17 protein-coding genes are annotated in these 17,140 nt (G+C 64.7%); 5 read left to right on the top strand and 12 right to left on the bottom strand.

Translation table 11 applies throughout. From position 1 onward, the window contains the following. Window positions 1-66 precede the first annotated feature (66 nt). From A5790_RS19585 to A5790_RS19575, 3 genes are all read left to right on the top strand, one after another. Entirely contained in the window at window positions 67-597 is a 531-nt protein-coding gene (locus A5790_RS19585) for a nuclear transport factor 2 family protein (RefSeq protein ID WP_082961811.1), read from the top strand. A 72-nt stretch (window positions 598-669) separates the two neighbouring features. Next, a complete protein-coding gene (locus A5790_RS19580; RefSeq protein ID WP_066847934.1) occupies window positions 670-1,890 on the top strand; it encodes a CaiB/BaiF CoA-transferase family protein in 1,221 nt (406 codons plus the stop codon). Continuing rightward, window positions 1,887-3,116, top strand: coding sequence for a cytochrome P450 (locus A5790_RS19575; RefSeq protein WP_066847931.1), 1,230 nt, complete (start codon window positions 1,887-1,889; stop codon window positions 3,114-3,116). Before A5790_RS19580 ends, A5790_RS19575 begins: the two co-directional genes overlap by 4 nt. A gap of 9 nt (window positions 3,117-3,125) precedes the next feature. On the opposite strand, the gene A5790_RS19570 is transcribed toward A5790_RS19575, so the two are convergent. From A5790_RS19570 to A5790_RS19530, 9 genes are all read right to left on the bottom strand, one after another. Next, a complete protein-coding gene (locus A5790_RS19570; RefSeq protein ID WP_126315909.1) occupies window positions 3,126-3,680 on the bottom strand; it encodes a hypothetical protein in 555 nt (184 codons plus the stop codon). Window positions 3,681-3,795: 115 nt separating this feature from the next. After that, window positions 3,796-4,398 (bottom strand): TetR/AcrR family transcriptional regulator, encoded by a 603-nt coding sequence (locus A5790_RS19565; protein WP_066848347.1) that lies wholly within the window; start codon window positions 4,396-4,398, stop codon window positions 3,796-3,798. 29 nt (window positions 4,399-4,427) lie between these two features. Then, window positions 4,428-5,597: a lipid-transfer protein gene (locus A5790_RS19560; RefSeq protein ID WP_066847926.1), complete on the bottom strand. Its 1,170-nt coding sequence runs from the start codon at window positions 5,595-5,597 to the stop codon at window positions 4,428-4,430. Beyond that, the gene (locus tag A5790_RS19555) at window positions 5,594-6,043 is read right to left on the bottom strand and encodes a MaoC family dehydratase (RefSeq protein ID WP_064349368.1); all 450 of its coding nucleotides are present in this window, start codon (window positions 6,041-6,043) and stop codon (window positions 5,594-5,596) included. The genes A5790_RS19560 and A5790_RS19555 overlap by 4 nt, the downstream gene beginning before the upstream one ends. Further along, window positions 6,040-7,152, bottom strand: a complete 1,113-nt coding sequence (locus A5790_RS19550) for an acyl-CoA dehydrogenase family protein (protein ID WP_066847924.1) — start codon at window positions 7,150-7,152, stop codon at window positions 6,040-6,042. The genes A5790_RS19555 and A5790_RS19550 overlap by 4 nt, the downstream gene beginning before the upstream one ends. 17 nt (window positions 7,153-7,169) lie before the next feature. Further along, the gene (locus tag A5790_RS19545) at window positions 7,170-7,583 is read right to left on the bottom strand and encodes a Zn-ribbon domain-containing OB-fold protein (RefSeq protein ID WP_066847922.1); all 414 of its coding nucleotides are present in this window, start codon (window positions 7,581-7,583) and stop codon (window positions 7,170-7,172) included. A gap of 3 nt (window positions 7,584-7,586) precedes the next feature. Further along, on the bottom strand, window positions 7,587-8,144 hold the full coding sequence (locus A5790_RS19540; protein ID WP_066847920.1) for a MaoC family dehydratase N-terminal domain-containing protein: 558 nt from the start codon (window positions 8,142-8,144) through the stop codon (window positions 7,587-7,589). A 15-nt stretch (window positions 8,145-8,159) separates the two neighbouring features. Next, a complete protein-coding gene (locus tag A5790_RS19535) occupies window positions 8,160-9,341 on the bottom strand; it encodes an acyl-CoA dehydrogenase family protein (protein WP_066847917.1) in 1,182 nt (393 codons plus the stop codon). Then, the gene (locus A5790_RS19530; RefSeq protein ID WP_066848345.1) at window positions 9,341-10,513 is read right to left on the bottom strand and encodes a cytochrome P450; all 1,173 of its coding nucleotides are present in this window, start codon (window positions 10,511-10,513) and stop codon (window positions 9,341-9,343) included. The genes A5790_RS19535 and A5790_RS19530 overlap by 1 nt, the downstream gene beginning before the upstream one ends. A gap of 279 nt (window positions 10,514-10,792) precedes the next feature. Here A5790_RS19530 and A5790_RS19525 point away from each other — a divergent pair, with 279 nt between their 5' ends. Beyond that, on the top strand, window positions 10,793-12,250 hold the full coding sequence (locus A5790_RS19525) for an aldehyde dehydrogenase family protein (RefSeq protein WP_066847914.1): 1,458 nt from the start codon (window positions 10,793-10,795) through the stop codon (window positions 12,248-12,250). Then, a complete protein-coding gene (locus A5790_RS19520; RefSeq protein WP_066847911.1) occupies window positions 12,247-14,613 on the top strand; it encodes a CaiB/BaiF CoA-transferase family protein in 2,367 nt (788 codons plus the stop codon). The genes A5790_RS19525 and A5790_RS19520 overlap by 4 nt, the downstream gene beginning before the upstream one ends. Before the next feature lie 112 nt (window positions 14,614-14,725). Here the strand turns inward: A5790_RS19520 and A5790_RS19515 are convergent, their stop codons facing one another. The 3 genes from A5790_RS19515 to A5790_RS19505 all read right to left on the bottom strand — a co-directional run bounded on the left by A5790_RS19515 (window position 14,726) and on the right by A5790_RS19505 (window position 17,114). Further along, the gene (locus A5790_RS19515) at window positions 14,726-15,199 is read right to left on the bottom strand and encodes a MaoC family dehydratase (RefSeq protein ID WP_066847909.1); all 474 of its coding nucleotides are present in this window, start codon (window positions 15,197-15,199) and stop codon (window positions 14,726-14,728) included. Continuing rightward, window positions 15,196-16,392 (bottom strand): amidohydrolase family protein, encoded by a 1,197-nt coding sequence (locus A5790_RS19510; protein WP_066847906.1) that lies wholly within the window; start codon window positions 16,390-16,392, stop codon window positions 15,196-15,198. Before A5790_RS19510 ends, A5790_RS19515 begins: the two co-directional genes overlap by 4 nt. Before the next feature lie 89 nt (window positions 16,393-16,481). Further along, window positions 16,482-17,114 carry a cysteine hydrolase gene (locus tag A5790_RS19505; RefSeq protein WP_066847903.1) on the bottom strand — a complete coding sequence of 211 codons (633 nt, stop codon included), beginning with the start codon at window positions 17,112-17,114 and terminating at the stop codon, window positions 16,482-16,484. Between the last annotated feature and the right edge of the window lie 26 nt (window positions 17,115-17,140).

The following is a 17,140-nucleotide window of genomic DNA, read 5'->3' as shown; positions in this document are numbered from 1 at the left end:
CGAGAATATTGGTTCTCGCTGTTTAGTCCACGGGATTAGACTCCAGCCATGTCGATGTCCGACCGGGTGGATCGGCTCGAGTCCAGCATCGAGATCGCCCAACTGCCCAGTCGCTACGCCATGGCGCTCGATGCGCGAGATCTCGATGCGCTGGTGGGGTTGTTCGTCGATGACGTTGCCGCCGGGACGGAAGGCATCGGCAGGGCGGCCCTGAAACGGTGGTACGACGAGGTGCTGCGCAGGTTCTATCGAAGCATCCACCTGATCTGCGGACATATGGTCGATTTCATTGATGCCGACCACGCGACCGGGTCGACCTACTGTCGGGCCGAGCACGAGGACGGTGACGGCTGGTACGTGATCACGATGCGATACGACGATGTCTACGAGCGTCGCGACGGTGCCTGGTACTTCGTCAGGCGGCGCGAACATCCCTGGTACTCCGTCGACGTGACCGAGCGGCCCGGACCGGAATTCATCCGGTGGCCCGCTGACGTACTGCTCCGCGCACAGATGCCACACCGGATGCCGACTTGGCGCGCATTCTGGGACAGCGGTGACCCGACGCTTCCCGAGCGCCTGTCCCGGCGGCCGTAGCGCTCATGGAGGCCCCACGATAGTGTGATTCTCAAATCTGAAAATGCCCGTTAACGCTAATAGGAGGACGACATTTCCGTCGACAACGTACTCAGCGGAGTTCGGGTGCTCGAGGTCGCCGCATGGACATTCGTGCCGTCGGCAGGTGCGGTGCTCGCCGAGTGGGGTGCCGAAGTCATCAAGGTCGAGCCGCGTGACGGCGGTGATCCGCAGCGTGGCCTCGTCACCATGGGGATCGTCGACGAAGGTGGTGGCGCGGTCAACTACATGATCGAGATCCCGAATCGCGGCAAGAAATCGATCGCTGTAGATCTGAGCACGCCGGGCGGCCGGGATGTGGTGCACGCACTGGCGAAGACCTGCGATGTGTTTCTGACCAGCTATCTGCCGGATCGCCGCCAAAAGTTCGGCATCGATGTCGACGACATCCGGCGCGTCAATCCGAGCATCGTGTACGTGCGGGGATCGGGTCACGGCCCCAAGGGGCCGGACGCCGACAAGCCGGGTTACGACGGTGTCTCCTACTGGGCGCGCGGTGGCATCGCCACCGTCCTGACCGAGGACGCTGATGAGCTCGTACGCTCACGTCCCGCATTCGGCGATCTTCTCGGCGGGATGACCATAGCCGGTGGTATCGCCGCTGCGCTGTACAAGAAGGTGACGACCGGCGAGGGATCGGTGGTGGACGTATCGCTACTCGGGCTTGCGGCCTGGAACCTCAGCCCGGACGTGGCGGTGAGTCAGATTCACGGCGGCAGCGCGATTCCCAAGTTCGGGCACGCGGATGCCCCCAACCCGCTGGTGGGGACGTACCGCACCAAGGACGGCCGCTACGTCCAGCTGATGATGCTGCAACTCGACAAGTTCTACGCCGAAGCGATGCGCGTGATCGGGCTTCCGGAACTGATCGATGACCCGCGATTCGCCGACCCCGCATCAAGGTTCGAGAACCGGGTCAGCCTCATCGCCCTGCTCGACGAGGCGTTCGCCGAGCGCACGCTTGCGCAATGGCGGGAGACTCTGGCAGCACTCTCGGGCGCGTGGGGCATTGTGCAGACCCCTGGCGAACTCTGCGAGGACCCCGCCGTCACAGCCAACGGATATGTGGCCCATACCCAGACGGTCAACGGCGTGCCGTTCGCGCTCCCCACCAATCCCGTTCAGTTCAACGAGCGCTCGGTTACTCCCGGTGGCGCGCCCGAGCACGGTCAGCACACCGAGGAAATCCTCATGGACGCCGGAATTGAGTGGGACACCATCGAAGAACTCAAGGAATCCGGAGCGATCCTGTGAATGCGCCCTCGAGCGAGGTCGATGGACGGCCCGTCGAATTCGACCCGTTCTCGCAGGACTTCTTCGACGGCGCATACGGCACCTACCGCCGCCTGCGCGACGAGGCGCCGGTCTACTACAGCGAGAAGTGGGACTTCTGGGCGCTGACGCGCTACGACGACGTGGCACCCGCCACGAAGGACCACGAGACCTTCTCGTCGGCCAAGGGCGCCACTCTCGACATGGTCAAGGCTCACGACGACGCCATCCCGGTGCCGAAGGTGATCATCTCGATGGATCCACCGGAGCATCAAAAGATGCGGCGACTGGTCAGCAACGTCTTCACCCCCCGTGCGATCGCCGCGCTGGAAGACATGGTCCGCGAGAAGGTTTACGAACGCATCGAAGCGCTGGACCCGGAGCAGTTCGACGTCGTCGCCGACTTCTCGGCGCTGTTTCCGAACGAGGTCATCACGACCATGCTCGGCGTGCCGAAGGAAGATCGCGACCAGATCCGCCGGTGGCTGGATCTCCTTCTCGAACGCCGTCCCGGTGAGATCGCCGTTCCCAGAGAGGGCTACGAAGCCTCGATGAACACCGGGCTCTACTATTACGACCTCGTACAGCAGCGTCGGGCAACGCCACAGGACGACATGATCAGCCGTCTCATCGAGACGGAGATCGAGCGCGACGGAGTGGTCGAAAAGCTCACCGACGTCGACATCACGGGATTCGCCACGATGCTCGGCGGCGCCGGCGCGGAAACGGTCACCAAGCTGGTGGGAAACGCGATGGTCGCATTCGCCGACTTTCCCGATCAGTGGTGGAAGCTTCGCACAGACCGCAGCAGGATTCCCGCGGCGGTCGAGGAACTACTGCGTTACGAAGCGCCATCGCAGTACCAGGTTCGCACGGCGACACGCGATATCGACTATTACGGCACCACGATCCCGAGAGATGCAGCCGTATTGCTCGTGACGGGGTCTGCCCTGCGCGACGAGCGGATGTTCGCCGATCCGGACCGAGTGGACATCGACCGCGAACGCAAGATGGGCTTCAACCTCGCCTTCGGTTACGGCATACACAGCTGTCTGGGGGCGGCATTGGCGCGCATGGAAAGCCGGATCGCGTTCGAGGCGCTGCTCGACCTGCTCCCCGAGTATGAGGTTGACCGCGACGGTCTCCGGCGGGTGGCGATGTCAAACGTATGCGGCTATTCGAATGTCCCTGTGCGCAGGACGCGCTGAGGCGGTCCATCAGTCCGGAAGCGCCGGTTGGACTGCGGTGAGACGGTTGAGCCGACCCCTGAACGCTTCGTTGTTCGAGGAAGGTGCGTCTGTACCCACCGCTTTGAGCGCATGGTGCTTGAAGGCGTACGCGGCGGAGCTGAGGCGGTGTTTGAAGTCGGCCGCGGAAGCGGGTGCGGCAGGCCAGGTTCCGCCCCATGACGCCACGTCGGCGCCGTACCGCCGCGTGGCATCGGCGATGAAGCGGCGCACTCCGCGATGCTGGTGGTACATCGCGGCGGCAAACACGACTGCGTCCGGGCGATACGATTCGATATCGAAGGTGGGCGGCAGGGCATGGCCTGTGGCACCGAGGATTTGCAGTGCCTGTGCATGGGTTTGCGTCTCGAGGTAGATCGCGACGCGCCAGCCCGCGCGTAGGGCGTCGACGATGAGTCCGCCTGCCGCCGATACCGCGTCCGCCGTATCCGGCGCGAGGACGACGAGCCTGTAGGGCGCTGCGTGGTCCCGGTCCGGCGGGTGTCCCGTCCGTTTCGAGGTCGGCATCGGCGTTGCGGTCGCCACGGTGGGTTTCACCTTGACCCTCCTGGTGCGTACTGGCGGAAGCAGAAATACTCAGAATTGAGAATACAGATTTCCAGCAGGTCGCACCTGTCCCGTTGTCCATGAGCGAATCCTGCTAGCGCCGGCGTCGACCGCTGTCGACGAATCCGTTCACGGCGTATGCGCGCACGAATTCGGCCACGGCATCGTCGCTGCGCATGTCGATCACCGCTGACGGAGTCGTGAACAGTGAGAACAACATTCGGGCGAACCACTCACATGCAGATGCCACATCAAGGTCCGAACGAACCTCGCCGGTCAGCTTGGCTGCGGTCACGTAAGGGGCCAGAAAATCGGCGCATTCCTTCAGGAGTGTGGCGGCGTTCTTGGTCATCATGAGGCTGACTTCCGCTGCGTCGAAGTACACCTCGGGTTCGACCACCCGACGCGCCTGGGCGACGAATACCGCGGCGCGCACCAACCGCCCCTCCAGCGTGCTGCCCCCGTGCCGGTCGATGGCCTTGGCCATGTTGCGGTAGAACCGTTGCGACGCCGCTTCGGCGCACGCTTCGACGATCGTCTCCTTGTCCCGGAAGTACTCGTAGAAGGTGCTGCGCGACACGTCGGCGGTGCGGGCGATGTCGACGATGGTCGTCTTGGCCAACCCCCGCGTGCGGAAGCAGGAGAAGGCGGCCGAGATGATGACATCCCGGGTGTCGACCTCCACCGATTGGGTCATGTCCGACGCCACCGCATGACATTAACCGCTCAGCGGTCCGGTGCCAGAATGAGGCCGCTGGTCGGTACACCGGTGCCCGAGGTCACCAACACATGTTCGACATCGTCGACCTGATTGTAGGAGGTGCCACGGACCTGACGGACGCCCTCGGTGATGCCGTTCATCCCGTGGATATAAGCCTCGCCCAGCAGGCCGCCGTTGGTGTTGATGGGCATCCTGCCGCCCAGCGAAAGCTCGTCGACGGACACGAAGTCCTTGGCCTCACCGCGTCCGCAGAATCCGAGCTCCTCGAGCTGCGTGAACACGAACGGGGTGAAGTGGTCGTAGAGGAACGCGGTCGAGATGTCGTCGGGCTTCAATCCGGAGTTGCGCCAGAGCTTGTCGCCGACCACGCCCATCTCAGGGAGGCCGGTGATGTCGTCACGGTAGTAACTTGTCATGACCTCGCCGTCGTACGCGGCGCCCTGGGCCGCGGCCGTGATCACGGCTGGCGGCTTGGCGAGATCGCGTGCCCGCTCGACACTGGTCACGACCATCGCCACCCCGCCATCGCTCTCCTGACAGCAGTCGAGCAGACGCAACACCGGCTCGATGATCCAGCGCGACTCCTGGTGCTGTTCGAGGGTGATCGGTTTCTCATAGAACCAGGCGTCGGGGTTCTCGGCCGCATGCTTGCGGTCGATGACGGAGATCTTGCCGAAGTCGGCGTTGGTGACGCCATACGTCGTCATGTACCGCTGCGCGTGTAGGGCCACCCAGGCCGCCGGCGTCATGAATCCGAACGGGGCATACGGTGCCATCCACAGCGGGGTGACGCCGGGTTGACGTCCGGCGCCGCCGAACCGAAACCCGGAGCGCTCGTTGAAAGCCCGGTAACAGACCACCGCCTCGGCCGCACCCGTCGCGACCGCCATCGCGGCCTGCATCACGGTGCCCGCCGCGGCGCCCCCTCCGTGCGGTACGCGGGTGAAGAAGGTGAGATTCTCGATGCCGACGTTGCGGGCGACCTCGATCTCTTCGTTCTCGTCGACGGTGAAGGTCACCATGCCGTCGATGTCCTTGGGGCTCAGGCCCGCATCCTCGATGGCCGCCTTGACCGCTTCGCAGGCCAGTTGCATTTCGGTCCGGCCGGACTCCTTGGAGAACTCGGTCTGTCCGATGCCGACGAGCGCAGCCCGGCCGCCGATGCCGTCTGTCACGAGACACCCTCGAGCAGGCTCAACACAGCCGTGCCCTTGACGTGATCACCCAGGCTGTTGGTGCCCTTGAAGGTGACCTCGATGAGCCCCTCGCCGTCCGCCGACGACTTGTCGGTGACGCTGCCCTCGAACCGCAGCGGGTCGTTCGGATAGGCGGGCACGCCGAGCCGGATGGACAGCTTCTTGACCATGGCTTCGGGCCCTGCCCAGTCATGCAAGAACTTCACGCACAGCCCGTTGGTCGTCAGGATGTTGAGGAAGATGTCTTTGGAGCCTTGGGAATTGGCGAAGTCACGGTCGTGGTGCACCGGCATGTAGTCACGCGATGCGATTGCGCCGGCGACGATCAGCGTGGTGGTGACGGGAACGTCCAGCGGCGTCACCTGGTCGCCGACGTTGACGTCGTTCCACGCGAGCGTGGTGGTGCGATTCAGGGTAGAGGTCATCGGTTTGGTCCTTCCGCGTATGCATTGCCGAGGCGGGCCAGCTGTTGTGACGCCGATCCGAGCGCGAGTTCAATCTGCTTGGCCCACAGGAAATAGCGGGACAGGGGGTAGGTGACGTCGATCCCCATGCCGCCGTGTACCTGCTGAGCGGACGCGGCGACCCGCGCGCCCGCCTCGGCGGCCCAGAACTTGGCGATGGCCGCTTCGCGCTCGGCGGGCCTGCCTTGGGCGATCAGCCAGGCCGCGTGCCACGCGGTCCAGCGGATCGCTTCGGTGTCGATGAACGCGTCGGCCAGACGTTGTTGTACGGCCTGGAACGACCCGATCGGGCGGCCGAACTGCTCACGCTCACTGGTGTAGGACGCGGCCAGCTTCAGTGCTCGTTCGGTGACCCCGACCTGCATCGCGCACAAACCCACCAGGGCTCTGCTGTACAGCGCGCGGACGATGTCGGCATCGGCATTCTCAGTCAGCCGCGACCCGATGGCATCGGTCAACTCGATGTCGGCGAACGGCTCGCCGTTGGTCGTGGAGACAGGCGTCACATCCACGCCGCTGCCATCGGTTTCGATGACGAACAAGCCGGGTCCGTCGTCCGTCGTGGCCGATACGACGATGGCCGAAGCGATCTGCGCCGCGGGCACCAACTCTTTGACGCCGGTGAGCCGCCAGCCCTGCCCGTCAGCCCGTGCGGTGGTTCGCGGTACGGCCGGATCAGAGCTGCCCGGTTCGGCCAGCGCCGCGGTCAACAGGGTGCTGCCGTCGACCACCCTGGACAGCCACCGCCGTTGAAGCTCCGAATCGCCGTGCCGGGCAATGGTATCGGCGCCGAGGACGAGCGTCGCGTACACCGGGACCGGCGCAACGCTGTACCCGACCTCGCTGAGCAGCACACCCAACTCGAGGAAACCACCGCCGGTACCGCCGACGGATTCGGGCAGCGCGATTCCGAGCAGGTCGGCCGACACCAACTCGGCCCACAGTGCAGCGTCGTACCGCACCTCGCCCGCTTCGAGCTCGGTCAAATGCTCTGGTGTGGCGCGGTGCTCGAAGAGCTGTCGGGCGACCTTGGCGACGGTCTCCTGCTCCTCGGTGAAGGTGAAATCCATGTGTGGCTTCCTCTAGTTCAGCGCGCCGGTCGAAACTGGTGCAACACCAGCTCTTCGCCGCTTGGCAGTGCCTCGAAGGTCTCGTAGAAGACCTCGACGGGCATTCCGACCTCGATCGCCTCTGGCTCTATGTCGCACAGGTTCGACACGATGCGAACGCCTTCGTCGAGTTCGATCAGCGCGACGACGTAGGGATACTCGAGGAAGGGCAGCGGCGGGTATTTCGGCATCACGAAGCTGTAGACCGTGCCCCGTCCGCTGGAAACGACGTAGTCCCAGTTGAGTGACTGGCAGCTACCGCACATCGGTCGCGGCGGAACACGGAAGGTCTTGCAGTCGGTACAGCGCTGGATGCGGAGCTCCTGCTCCTTGAGTCCTGACCAGAAGAACTCCGTGTCCGGACTGATGCTGGGAGCGAGTCTGCTGGCCATCGATCACTCGCCGCCCGTCTTGAACCGCAGGGTGCGAAACCATTGGCGACCGACGACTTCGCCGTTCTGATCGCGGTATGTGGTCACCCATGTGACGAAGAACCCGTTGCCCATGGCCGTCTTCTTCTCATCGGAGATCGAGTCGAAGACCGTCTCGGAGGTGATCTCATCGCCGACTCGCGGATAGCGCTCGATCTCGAACTCGGAGTTCGTCGCGATGATGCCGGTGTAGCCGGCGTCGGCGAGAAACTGCAGGGGATTCTCGCCCTTCATTTCGATCGGCACACCGCCGCGCTCGTGGATGCCCTGCAGCTTTGGTGGCGGCATCGTCCAGGTCTGCAGCATCACCGGCGGTGACACGATGTCGCCGTAGCGGGAATTCTTCGCGAACTCGGGGTCGAGGTAGGCCGGGTTCATGTCGCCCAGGGCGTACGCCCAGTGCCGGATCATCGCGGCGTTCACCGGATCCGGCGCGCGTACCGGCTTGCCGACACCGTCGGTGGGCTTGCCGATGAGCGCGTCGAGGCGCTCGCGCAAATCGTCTTTCGTTGTGTCGGTCACTGCAGGATTCCTTTCTCAGGACGCTCGCATGTCGCGGGGTGCGCGTGGCATTCCGAGACCCGCCATGGCGATGATGTCTCGTTGCAGTTCGTTTGCGCCGCCACCGAAGGTGTTGATGACGGCGAGACGGTAAGCGCTTTCGAGTTCACCCTTCAGAGGCGCGTCGGGGCCCTTCCGGGTTCCGGTCTGCCCGACGACGTCGAGGAGCTCACGGGCCACCTGCTGAGTGAGTTCAGTTCCGAAAACCTTTGCCGCAGAGGCTTCTCCCATACCGAGTGCGCCGGAGCTCATGTTGCTGTTGACCCGAAGGTTCAACAATCGGTAGGCAGCGACCTGCGCCTCGACACGCGCGAGGGCCTGTTGGACCCACGGCTGGTCGATGACGCGTCCGTCGTCGAGCGGCGTGGTCCTGGCCCATTCGACGGTCTTGGCGAACAACGGTTCCAGCGCGCCGAGGTTGCCGAGCGCGGCGCGCTCCAAGTTCAGCTGGTTGGTCACCAGCTTCCAGCCCTGGTTCTCGCCGAGCACGATCGCGCTCTCGGGTACCCGCACATCGTCGTAGAACGTGTAGTAGGTCGACACACCCGGCATGGTGTGCAGGGGTTTCCACGAGAACCCCGGCGAGTCGGTGGGCACGATGAACACGGTGATGCCCTTGTGCTTCTTGGCTTCTGGATCGGTTCGCGCCGCCAGCCAGATGTAGTCGGCGAACTCCGCTCCACTGGTGAACATCTTCGAACCGTTGATGACGAACTCATTGCCGTCACGCACCGCGGTGGTTCGCAATGAGGCGAGATCGCTTCCCGCCCCTGGCTCGGAGTAGCCGATCGCGAAGTCAACGGTGCCCTTGAGTATCGCGGGAAGGAACTTCTGCTTCTGTTCCTCGGTGCCGTATTGAATGAGGGTGGGGCCGACGGTGTTGAGCGTGATCATCGGCAACGGCGCATGCGCGCGGCGCGCCTCCTCGCTGAAGATGTACTGCTCCAGCGCGGTCAGCCCTCGTCCGCCGTACTCCACCGGCCAAGCGACACCGAGCAGACCGGCCTCGCCGAGCGCGCCCCTGCACTCGGTCATCGCCGCGCCGCCCTCCATCAGGCCGGAGACCGCCGCACGCCGCTCGGGGGTCATGACCGCCTCGAGGCGCTCCCGGAACTCGGCGCGAAGTCGTTCTTGTTCGGGGGTGTAGTCGAAGTCCATCACACGCTCGCTTTCAGGCGTACCGGCATGCGTTTGACGCCCGGCACCATCGTGGCGCGCAGGCGGGTCACGTCCCCGGTGAGCTCGATGCTCGGATAGGTACCGAAGAGCACCTCGAACATAATCCTGGCTTCGAGCCTCGCCAGTTGAGCGCCGAGACACGCATGCTCACCGGCGCCGAAGGCGATGTGCGGGTTCGGGTTCCGGGTGATGTCGAACTCCTCGCTCGTGGGTCCGAAAACCTCCTCATCTCGGTTGGCCGCGCCGTACAGCATCACCACCGTGTCGCCGGCCCGGATCTTCTGTCCTCGGATTTCGACGTCGGCGGTGGCTCTGCGTGCCATGTGGGTCACCGGGCTGGTGAAGCGCAGCATCTCCTCGACCGCGCATGTCAGCAGTGTCGGATCCGAACGAAGCAGTGCGAACTGATCGGGATGATTCAGCAGCATCGCCGTACCGAGCGCAATCAGGTTGCGGGTGGTCTCGTTGCCTGCCACCAGGAGAAGGAATGCGAAGTTGAGCAGATCGGCGTCGGTGAGGCGTTCCCCGTCGACTTCGGCGGCGGCCAGGATGCTCAACAGATCGTCCTGTCCGGTTACCTCGCCGGAGCGCCGGGCCTCGATCAGTTTGGTGAAGTATTCGTACAGCTCACCGAGCGCCACCAGGTGGTCCAGCTCGATGTCGGGGTCGGCGGTGCCGACGGCGGCATCGGACCAGGTGCGGAACTTCTCCCAGTCTTCCGGTGCGGCGCCGAGCATTTCGGCGATCATCCGGGTGGGTAGGGGGGCCGCGATCTCTTCGGCGAACTCATACTCGCGGGAGGGGTCGATGCCGTCGACTATGCCGTCGACGATGCTGCGGATCGTGGGCTCCAGCAACGACACTTGACGCCGGGTGAACCCCGCGTTGATGAGCTTGCGCAGCTGCCGGTGTCGCGGCGGATCGGTGAAGATCAGGTTGCCCTCTTGGACGGGCTCGGGCTGGCTGGGATCCGGAATCGTGATGCCGCGCGTAGACGAGAACAACATCGGATGGCCGGAGACGAAGCGCACGTCTTCGTATTTGGTCAGCGCCCAGAAGTTCGTGACGTCGTTCCACACCACCGGAGTCGTCTCGCGCAATTCCCGGTAGGCCGGGTACGGGTCGCCGGCGTAGAAGTCCGGAGAGTGCAGAGGGTGAGCGGAGGTGGGTCGGGGCGTCGATTCCGTAGGCACGCAGACTCTCCTCAACACATCGGTCATCGGACAGATCAAACGCAAATGTCTGGTCGAACTGTGTCTACAGCACATAAGATCACCGTGTCAATGCACATCACCGCAGGACAACCGCCCCAGACGTTGACTCGGCCGGCCTCGCCGGTGTACACACAAGGCGCAGATGTCGGGCATTTCGATACCCCCGGGGACGACCCGACAGCCCGCAGCCGTAAAGCAGGAAGGTCCAGTGATCTGATGGCCGCATCCACCCTCGTCGACGACTATGACCTCTACATCAACGGCAGCTGGGTGAAACCGGAAAGCGGCCGATATGCAGTCGTCGATCCAGCCACGGAGGCTGTCATCGCGTCGGCGCCCGATGCCGGGGTTGCGCAGGTCGGACAGGCGATCGCCGCCGCGCGAACCGCATTCGACACCGGACCCTGGGCGACGACCACACCGCAGGAGCGGTCCCGGTGCCTGCAGCAATTGAGTGACGCGCTGCTCGCCCATGGCGACGACATCTACGCGCTCGCGCGGGCTGAGTGGGGTTGCACAGCAAACGAACGGTTGATCCACGTTGACGGCCCCGCATTCATGGCGGGGCACTCCGCGGAACTCGCGCTCGAGCCGGCCGAGGCGCCGATGGACGCGTGGGGGGCGGCGGGTACCACGCTGTTGCGGTACGAACCTCTCGGCGTGGTGGCGATCATGACGCCGTGGAACTTTCCCCACACCCTCAACGTGATGAAAGTGGGTGCGGCGCTGGCCGCGGGCAACACTGTCGTGTTGAAACCGTCACCGCTGACGCCGGTCGCCGGCTTGGCCCTGGCGCGGCTCATCGACGACGAGACCGATATCCCGGCCGGTGTCGTCAACGTCGTCACTCCCACCGGCATCGACGCGAGCAAGGCGCTGACCCTGGACCCGCGGGTAGACATGGTGAGCTTCACCGGCAGCTCCGCGGTCGGCCGCGACGTGATGGCAGGCGCGGCGAGGACGATGAAACGGATCCTGCTCGAATGCGGCGGCAAGTCGGCCTCGGTTCTGCTCGACGATGTCGAGGTCACCGACGAGCTCCTGGAACGGCTGTTGTTCGAAGGGTGCACGCTCCATGCGGGGCAGGCGTGCATCCTCAACAGCCGGCTCGTGGTGCCCGCCGCACTGCACGACGACGTCGTCACCCGGCTTGCCGATCTGGCGCGTGCGGTGACGGTCGGCAATCCCGCCGACGACGGGGTGGACATGGGGCCACTGATCAGCAGGGAGCATCTCGAGCGCGTGGAGGGTTTCGTCCGACGGGCGGAGTCCGATGGCGCGAAGGTGGTGGCGGGCGGAGGGCGCGCCGAAAACCACTCGCAGGGCTTCTATTTCGAGCCGACTATTCTCACCGACACCAGCCCCGATTCGTACATTGCGCAGGAGGAGGTGTTCGGGCCGGTGCTGACCGTTCTGCGCTATGACGGCGACGACGAGGCGGTGGCCGTGGCGAACAACTCGGCGTACGGGCTCGGCGGTGCGGTGTGGGGCGCCGATATCGAACGCGCCGTCGGCATCGCACGACGCATCAGGACGGGCCAGGTCTCGATCAACGGCACGATCCCCGGCGACGCTCCGTTCGGCGGTTTCAAACAGAGCGGCATCGGTCGTGAGGGCGGGGTCATGGGATTGCGTGCGTATATGGAGCCCAAGGCGATCGGGGTTCCGGCGTGAGCGAAGCCCTGGCCGGACTGCGGGTCGTCGAACTGGGCAGCGACATCGCGGCGCCGTACTGCGCCAAGCTCCTGACCGATCTCGGTGCCGATGTGTGCAAGATCGAGCCGCCGACGGGTGATCCGCTGCGCGCCTGGGGGCCCGGCGGCGGACTATTCGAGTACCTCAATGCCGGAAAGTACGGTCTGACACTGGATTTCAGTACAGCAGCGGGTATCGAACAAGCTCACGAGCTAATCGCCCAGGCCGACCTCCTGGTCGAGGATCTGGCCGCTGGGTCAGCCGAGCGTTTCGACTGGGGGCTGGATCGCGATTCGTTGCAAGGGATCAACCCCGGCCTCGCCGTCGTGAGGATCTCGGACTACGGGCAGGACGGTCCCCGGCGTGACCGCCCGTCGACATCACTGACCCTGCAGGCGGCGTCGGGGTGGGTGAACGTCAGGGAGTTCGGCCGACCGCCCGTGCAGGCCGGAGCGCGCATACCCGAATACATCGCGGGAGGCTACGCGGCACTCGCGGCGCTGACCGCTCTACGCATCGCGGACGTCGAACCGGGTCGGCTCGTGGAGGTCGACGTCTCGGCGTTCGAGTCGTTGTTGTGCACGCTGCCCTATCCGATGCTGCTGGCCGAGCGGCTGAAAAGCATGGGGCTGCCGACCAACTCGAAGGCCGCACCGATGTTGGGCATCGTCCGCGCGGCTGACGGCTGGATCGGCATCAACTGTCTGACCGGACAGCACTGGCTGGACGTCTGCGCGATGATGGGGCTCCCCGAATTCGGCGAACACCAGCTCGCGATCATGTTGGGCGGGCCCGAGCGCGATGAGTTCTTCGCGAAGGCGCAGCCCTGGCTGGACTCGATCTCGGTTGGCGATCTCGTCGAGCTGAGTCAGGCCATGCGGATTCCGGCCGCCCCCATCAACGACGGCTCATCGATCCAGGACTGCCCGCAGTACCGCGACCGCGGCTTCTTCGTCGACGGCGGACCCGAGGACGCACGGTTTCGACGGCCAGGGGCGCCGTTTCGGTTGTCGAGGACGCCAGTGGGTGCGTCGCGGCCCGCGCCGCCCCTCGGCGCGGAGGCCACCGTGCAGTGGGAGACCCGCGGGGAACGCGACACAGCGAATGTCGGCGACGCGACAAGCCCGTTCTCCGGATTGAAAGTCTTTGACCTCAGCACGTTCTGGGCCGGTGCGTATCTCACCTGCTATCTCGGCGCGTTCGGCGCCGACGTCGTCAAGGTCGAGTCGATTCAGCGGCCCGATGGGCATCGGTATTCGGGTTCGTTACTGCGCAACAGCGACGACTGGTACGAGATCGGGCCGCTGTGGCAGGGCACGAACCTCAACAAGCGCGATATCACCCTCGACCTCGGGACCGACGCCGGCCGGGAGTTGGCATTGCGTCTCGCGGCCGATGCCGACGTGGTGATCGAGAACTTCTCGCCGCGGGTGGTCGAACAGTTCGGGTTGGACTACGACTCACTGGTCCAGATCAACCCGGGTGTGGTCATGGTGCGCATGCCCGGATTCGGGCTCGAGGGTCCGTGGCGGGACTACGTCGGCTGGGCCCTGAACATCGAACAGCTCGCCGGGATGTCGGCGGTGACCGGCTACGCCGACGGTCCCCCGTGCAACCTGCAGGGTCCGGCCGACCCGATCGCCGGTGTCCATGCCACGGTGGCGCTCCTCGCAGCGCTCGAACACCGGCGCCGAACCGGTGAGGGCCAGCTGATCGAGGTGGCGCAGATCGAGGTCGGCGCGGCGGTGACGGCCGAGCCCGTGATCGAGTATTCGTTGACGGGGCGTGTGCGCGAACGCGAGGGCAACCGGCACCGCCGTTATACACAAGGCGTCTACGCCGTTGCGGGAGAGGATGATTGGATCGCAATTTCGGTGCGCGACGACGCTGACTGGGCAGCCGTGACCGACCTGATCGGCCGCCCCGAATTGCGCGAGGACCCAAGATTCGCGTCGGCGGAGGCACGGTTGGACCACCACGACGAGTTCGACGAGGTGATCGCCGAGTGCGCGGCCACACGGCAGGCCGACGATTTCGCCGAAGCCTTGCTTCAACGCGGCGTGCCTGCGCAGCGGCTGATGACGGCCGACCGGATGTACGACATCGACCAACTCGACGCGCGCGGGTTCTATGAAGACCTGGACCATCGGATCGCCGGTCGGCAGCGGTACCCCGGATGGCCTTTTCGGATCACGCCGGGGCCGTCGCGCCACCACCGCACCCCGTCACCGACTCTCGGGCAACACAACGACGAGGTACTCGGCGCGCTGGGCCTTACCGGCAAGGAGATCTCGTCCCTGCGCGATCGGCGCGTCATCGGCGAACGGATCCTGAACGCCTGACTTCCCTGCGCGAGCAACTGCTTCTGCCGGTTGTGCGGTTTCATACGCGACGCGCCGGGCCAGCCGTATGAAACCGCACAATCGCGGCTGCCCAGCTGCGCGCAATGACGACCTAGTCGACCATCGCGGCGATGGTGTCGACGACGCAGGCCGGCCGTTCGGAGCCTTCGACCTCGACGGTGACCCGCACCGTGGCCCTGGCGCCGTTGTTGGTGCGGTCCACCTTGATCAGCTCGGCGCCTCCGCGGATGCGCGAGTCGACCGGAACGGGTGCCGGGAACCGCAGTTTGTCCACGCCGTAATTGACCTGCATCGACAAGCCGGTCACCTTATAGATCTGTTGGACGAGAACGGGCACCAGCGACAGTGTGAGATAGCCGTGGGCAATCGTACTGCCGTAGGGCCCGTTCGCCGCTTTCTCGGCATCCACGTGGATCCACTGGTGGTCCCCTGTCGCCTCGGCGAACAGGTCGATCTCTTTCTGGGTGACCTGGCGCCATTCGCTGTACCCCAGATGCTCACCCACGTGCTCTTCGAAGGCGGCGATCCCGTCGTACTCCGTCGGCGAAGCGGTGTCCTGATTCACGCCGGGACCGTTTGGAGGCCCAATTGTTCGATGGCGTTGCCGCCCATGATCTTTGCCTTGGCCGTCTCGGAAATGCCGTCGAGGCGGTCGACGAAACTCAGCGGGTCGCCGATGCCCTCCGGATGCGGGAAGTCCGAGCCGAACATCACGTGGTCCTCACCCATGATCTCGATGATTCCCTTGATGTCGTCCTCAAGGAACGGGTGGATGTAGACGTTGCGTTTGAACACCTCGACAGGATGCTCGTCGAACTCCTTGGGCATCGTCCGGTAGGCCTTGTCCAACAGGCGCAGAAGGTTTCGCACCCAGCCGCTGCCGTTCTCTACCACGAGTACCTTCAGGTCGGGAAAGCGCGAGAGCGCACCGTGGCAGATCAGGGCGGCCAGGGTGTCTTCCATCGCCCGGAAGCCCATCACCACCTCGCGCAGCGCGCTGGGCTTGAACGACAGGTACTCGTCGCCGCCCTCCCATTCCATGAGGTGCTTCTGGTAGCCGCTGTCTGCCGCGTGGAACGTCACGGGAATGCCGGCGTCGACGACCTCCTGCCAGAACGGGTCGAACTCCGGCAGGCCCATCGATCGCGAACCCCCGAACCGGTTCGGCACCGGCGCAGGCCGCACGAGGAAGGTCTTCATGCCGCGCTCGAGGCACCAGCGGAACTCCTTGATGGCCTCGTCGACCAGCGGCAGACAGATCACCGGCGTGGCGAAGATCCGGTCGCGGTAATTGAACGTCCAGTGTTCGTGCATCCACTCGTTGAGTGCGTGGATGATCGCATGGGTCAGGACGACGTCGTCGGTGGTGCGTTCCTCGATGAGGCTCGCCAGCGTGGGGTACATGACACACTGGTCGATGCCGAGTTCGTCCATCAGCTCCAGCCGGGGTGCGGGTGCCTGAAAGGCGGGGATGACATCCATTGGCTCCCCGATGAATTCGCGGAAATTCAGCCCCTCGGGATTGTTACCGAGGAAATAGTCCTCTGCACTGCCCGGCCTGGCCACCCGCTCGAACGTCGGGTTCGGGATCATGTGGCTGATGTGGTCCTTGACGACCAACTTGGGCCGCCCGTTGACCTCGACGTAGCCGACCTTGCCGCGGTGCTCCTTCGGCAGGTACTTGGTGAGCGCGTCGGTGGTCTCGTACATGTGGTTGTCAATGTCGAAGACCGGGTACGGCAGGGACCGAGTAGGCATGTGGCCGACCTCCTAGGAGCAGCGAATATGAGCATTTACGGTTAGTGAGAATGACGTTATCACCATGCGATCGCGACATCCATATCGGCTCAGGTGCCGATCTCCTTCCAGGCTTGGACGACGTCGTCCGTCGTCGTCACCGTCGCGAGCAGCGCCAGCGTGTTGTCGATGACCGACTCCGCGTACTCGCGTGGATACCCACTCACCGCATCGCGGGGCAGCACGAACTGGTAGCTGCGGTTGACCGCATCCATGACGAAGTTCGGGATGGCTATGTTGACCGAGACGCCGACGCCCACAATAGTTTTGATGTTCAAGTTCCGGAGAACTGAGTCGAGGTCCGTGCCGGTCATGGGCCCGACGCCATGCAGGCGGGTGAGGACGATGTCGCTGGGTGCCTGACCCAGTTCGGGCAGCACGGAGGCGCCCGGGCTTCCGGGGGTCAGGTCTGCGGCGAAAGACTTACCCGCCATGAACAGCCTGGCGTTGGTGTTGGAACCGCGGTTGTCCGGGCGTTTCTGAATCAGGCAATGCACCACTGTCGCCCCGGCCGCGCGGGCCGCATCGAGCAGTCTCGCAATGTTCGGGATCGCCTCGCGGCGTGCCTCTTCTGCGAGCATCGGCAGACCGGCTTCCGGGCCGATGACTCCGCCCTGGCACTCCTGGGTGACCAGCGCGGTCGTGGCGGGATTGAGGAGGTCTTGCAGGCGTGGTTGCGGCATGAGAACACACGTTATCGTGCAGCGGC

It is taken from the genome of Mycobacterium sp. 852002-51152_SCH6134967 (genome assembly GCF_001667105.1).
Taxonomy (GTDB): domain Bacteria; phylum Actinomycetota; class Actinomycetes; order Mycobacteriales; family Mycobacteriaceae; genus Mycobacterium; species Mycobacterium neumannii_A.
Note: the sequence above shows the minus strand (reverse complement) of the source record. Positions and strands in the feature narration are given on the sequence as shown.

Excerpts from the sequence above, each read along its gene's own strand:
- A5790_RS19555 (WP_064349368.1), bottom strand. The coding sequence starts at position 6,043 with ATGACCTCTACCCTGAATCGCACCACCACGCTCGCGTGGAACGACGTC.
- A5790_RS19525 (WP_066847914.1), top strand. The coding sequence starts at position 10,793 with ATGGCCGCATCCACCCTCGTCGACGACTATGACCTCTACATCAACGGC.
- A5790_RS19510 (WP_066847906.1), bottom strand. The coding sequence starts at position 16,392 with ATGCCTACTCGGTCCCTGCCGTACCCGGTCTTCGACATTGACAACCAC.
- A5790_RS19535 (WP_066847917.1), bottom strand. The coding sequence starts at position 9,341 with ATGGACTTCGACTACACCCCCGAACAAGAACGACTTCGCGCCGAGTTC.
- A5790_RS19505 (WP_066847903.1), bottom strand. The coding sequence starts at position 17,114 with ATGCCGCAACCACGCCTGCAAGACCTCCTCAATCCCGCCACGACCGCG.
- A5790_RS19550 (WP_066847924.1), bottom strand. The coding sequence starts at position 7,152 with ATGGATTTCACCTTCACCGAGGAGCAGGAGACCGTCGCCAAGGTCGCC.
- A5790_RS19545 (WP_066847922.1), bottom strand. The coding sequence starts at position 7,583 with ATGGCCAGCAGACTCGCTCCCAGCATCAGTCCGGACACGGAGTTCTTC.
- A5790_RS19565 (WP_066848347.1), bottom strand. The coding sequence starts at position 4,398 with ATGACCCAATCGGTGGAGGTCGACACCCGGGATGTCATCATCTCGGCC.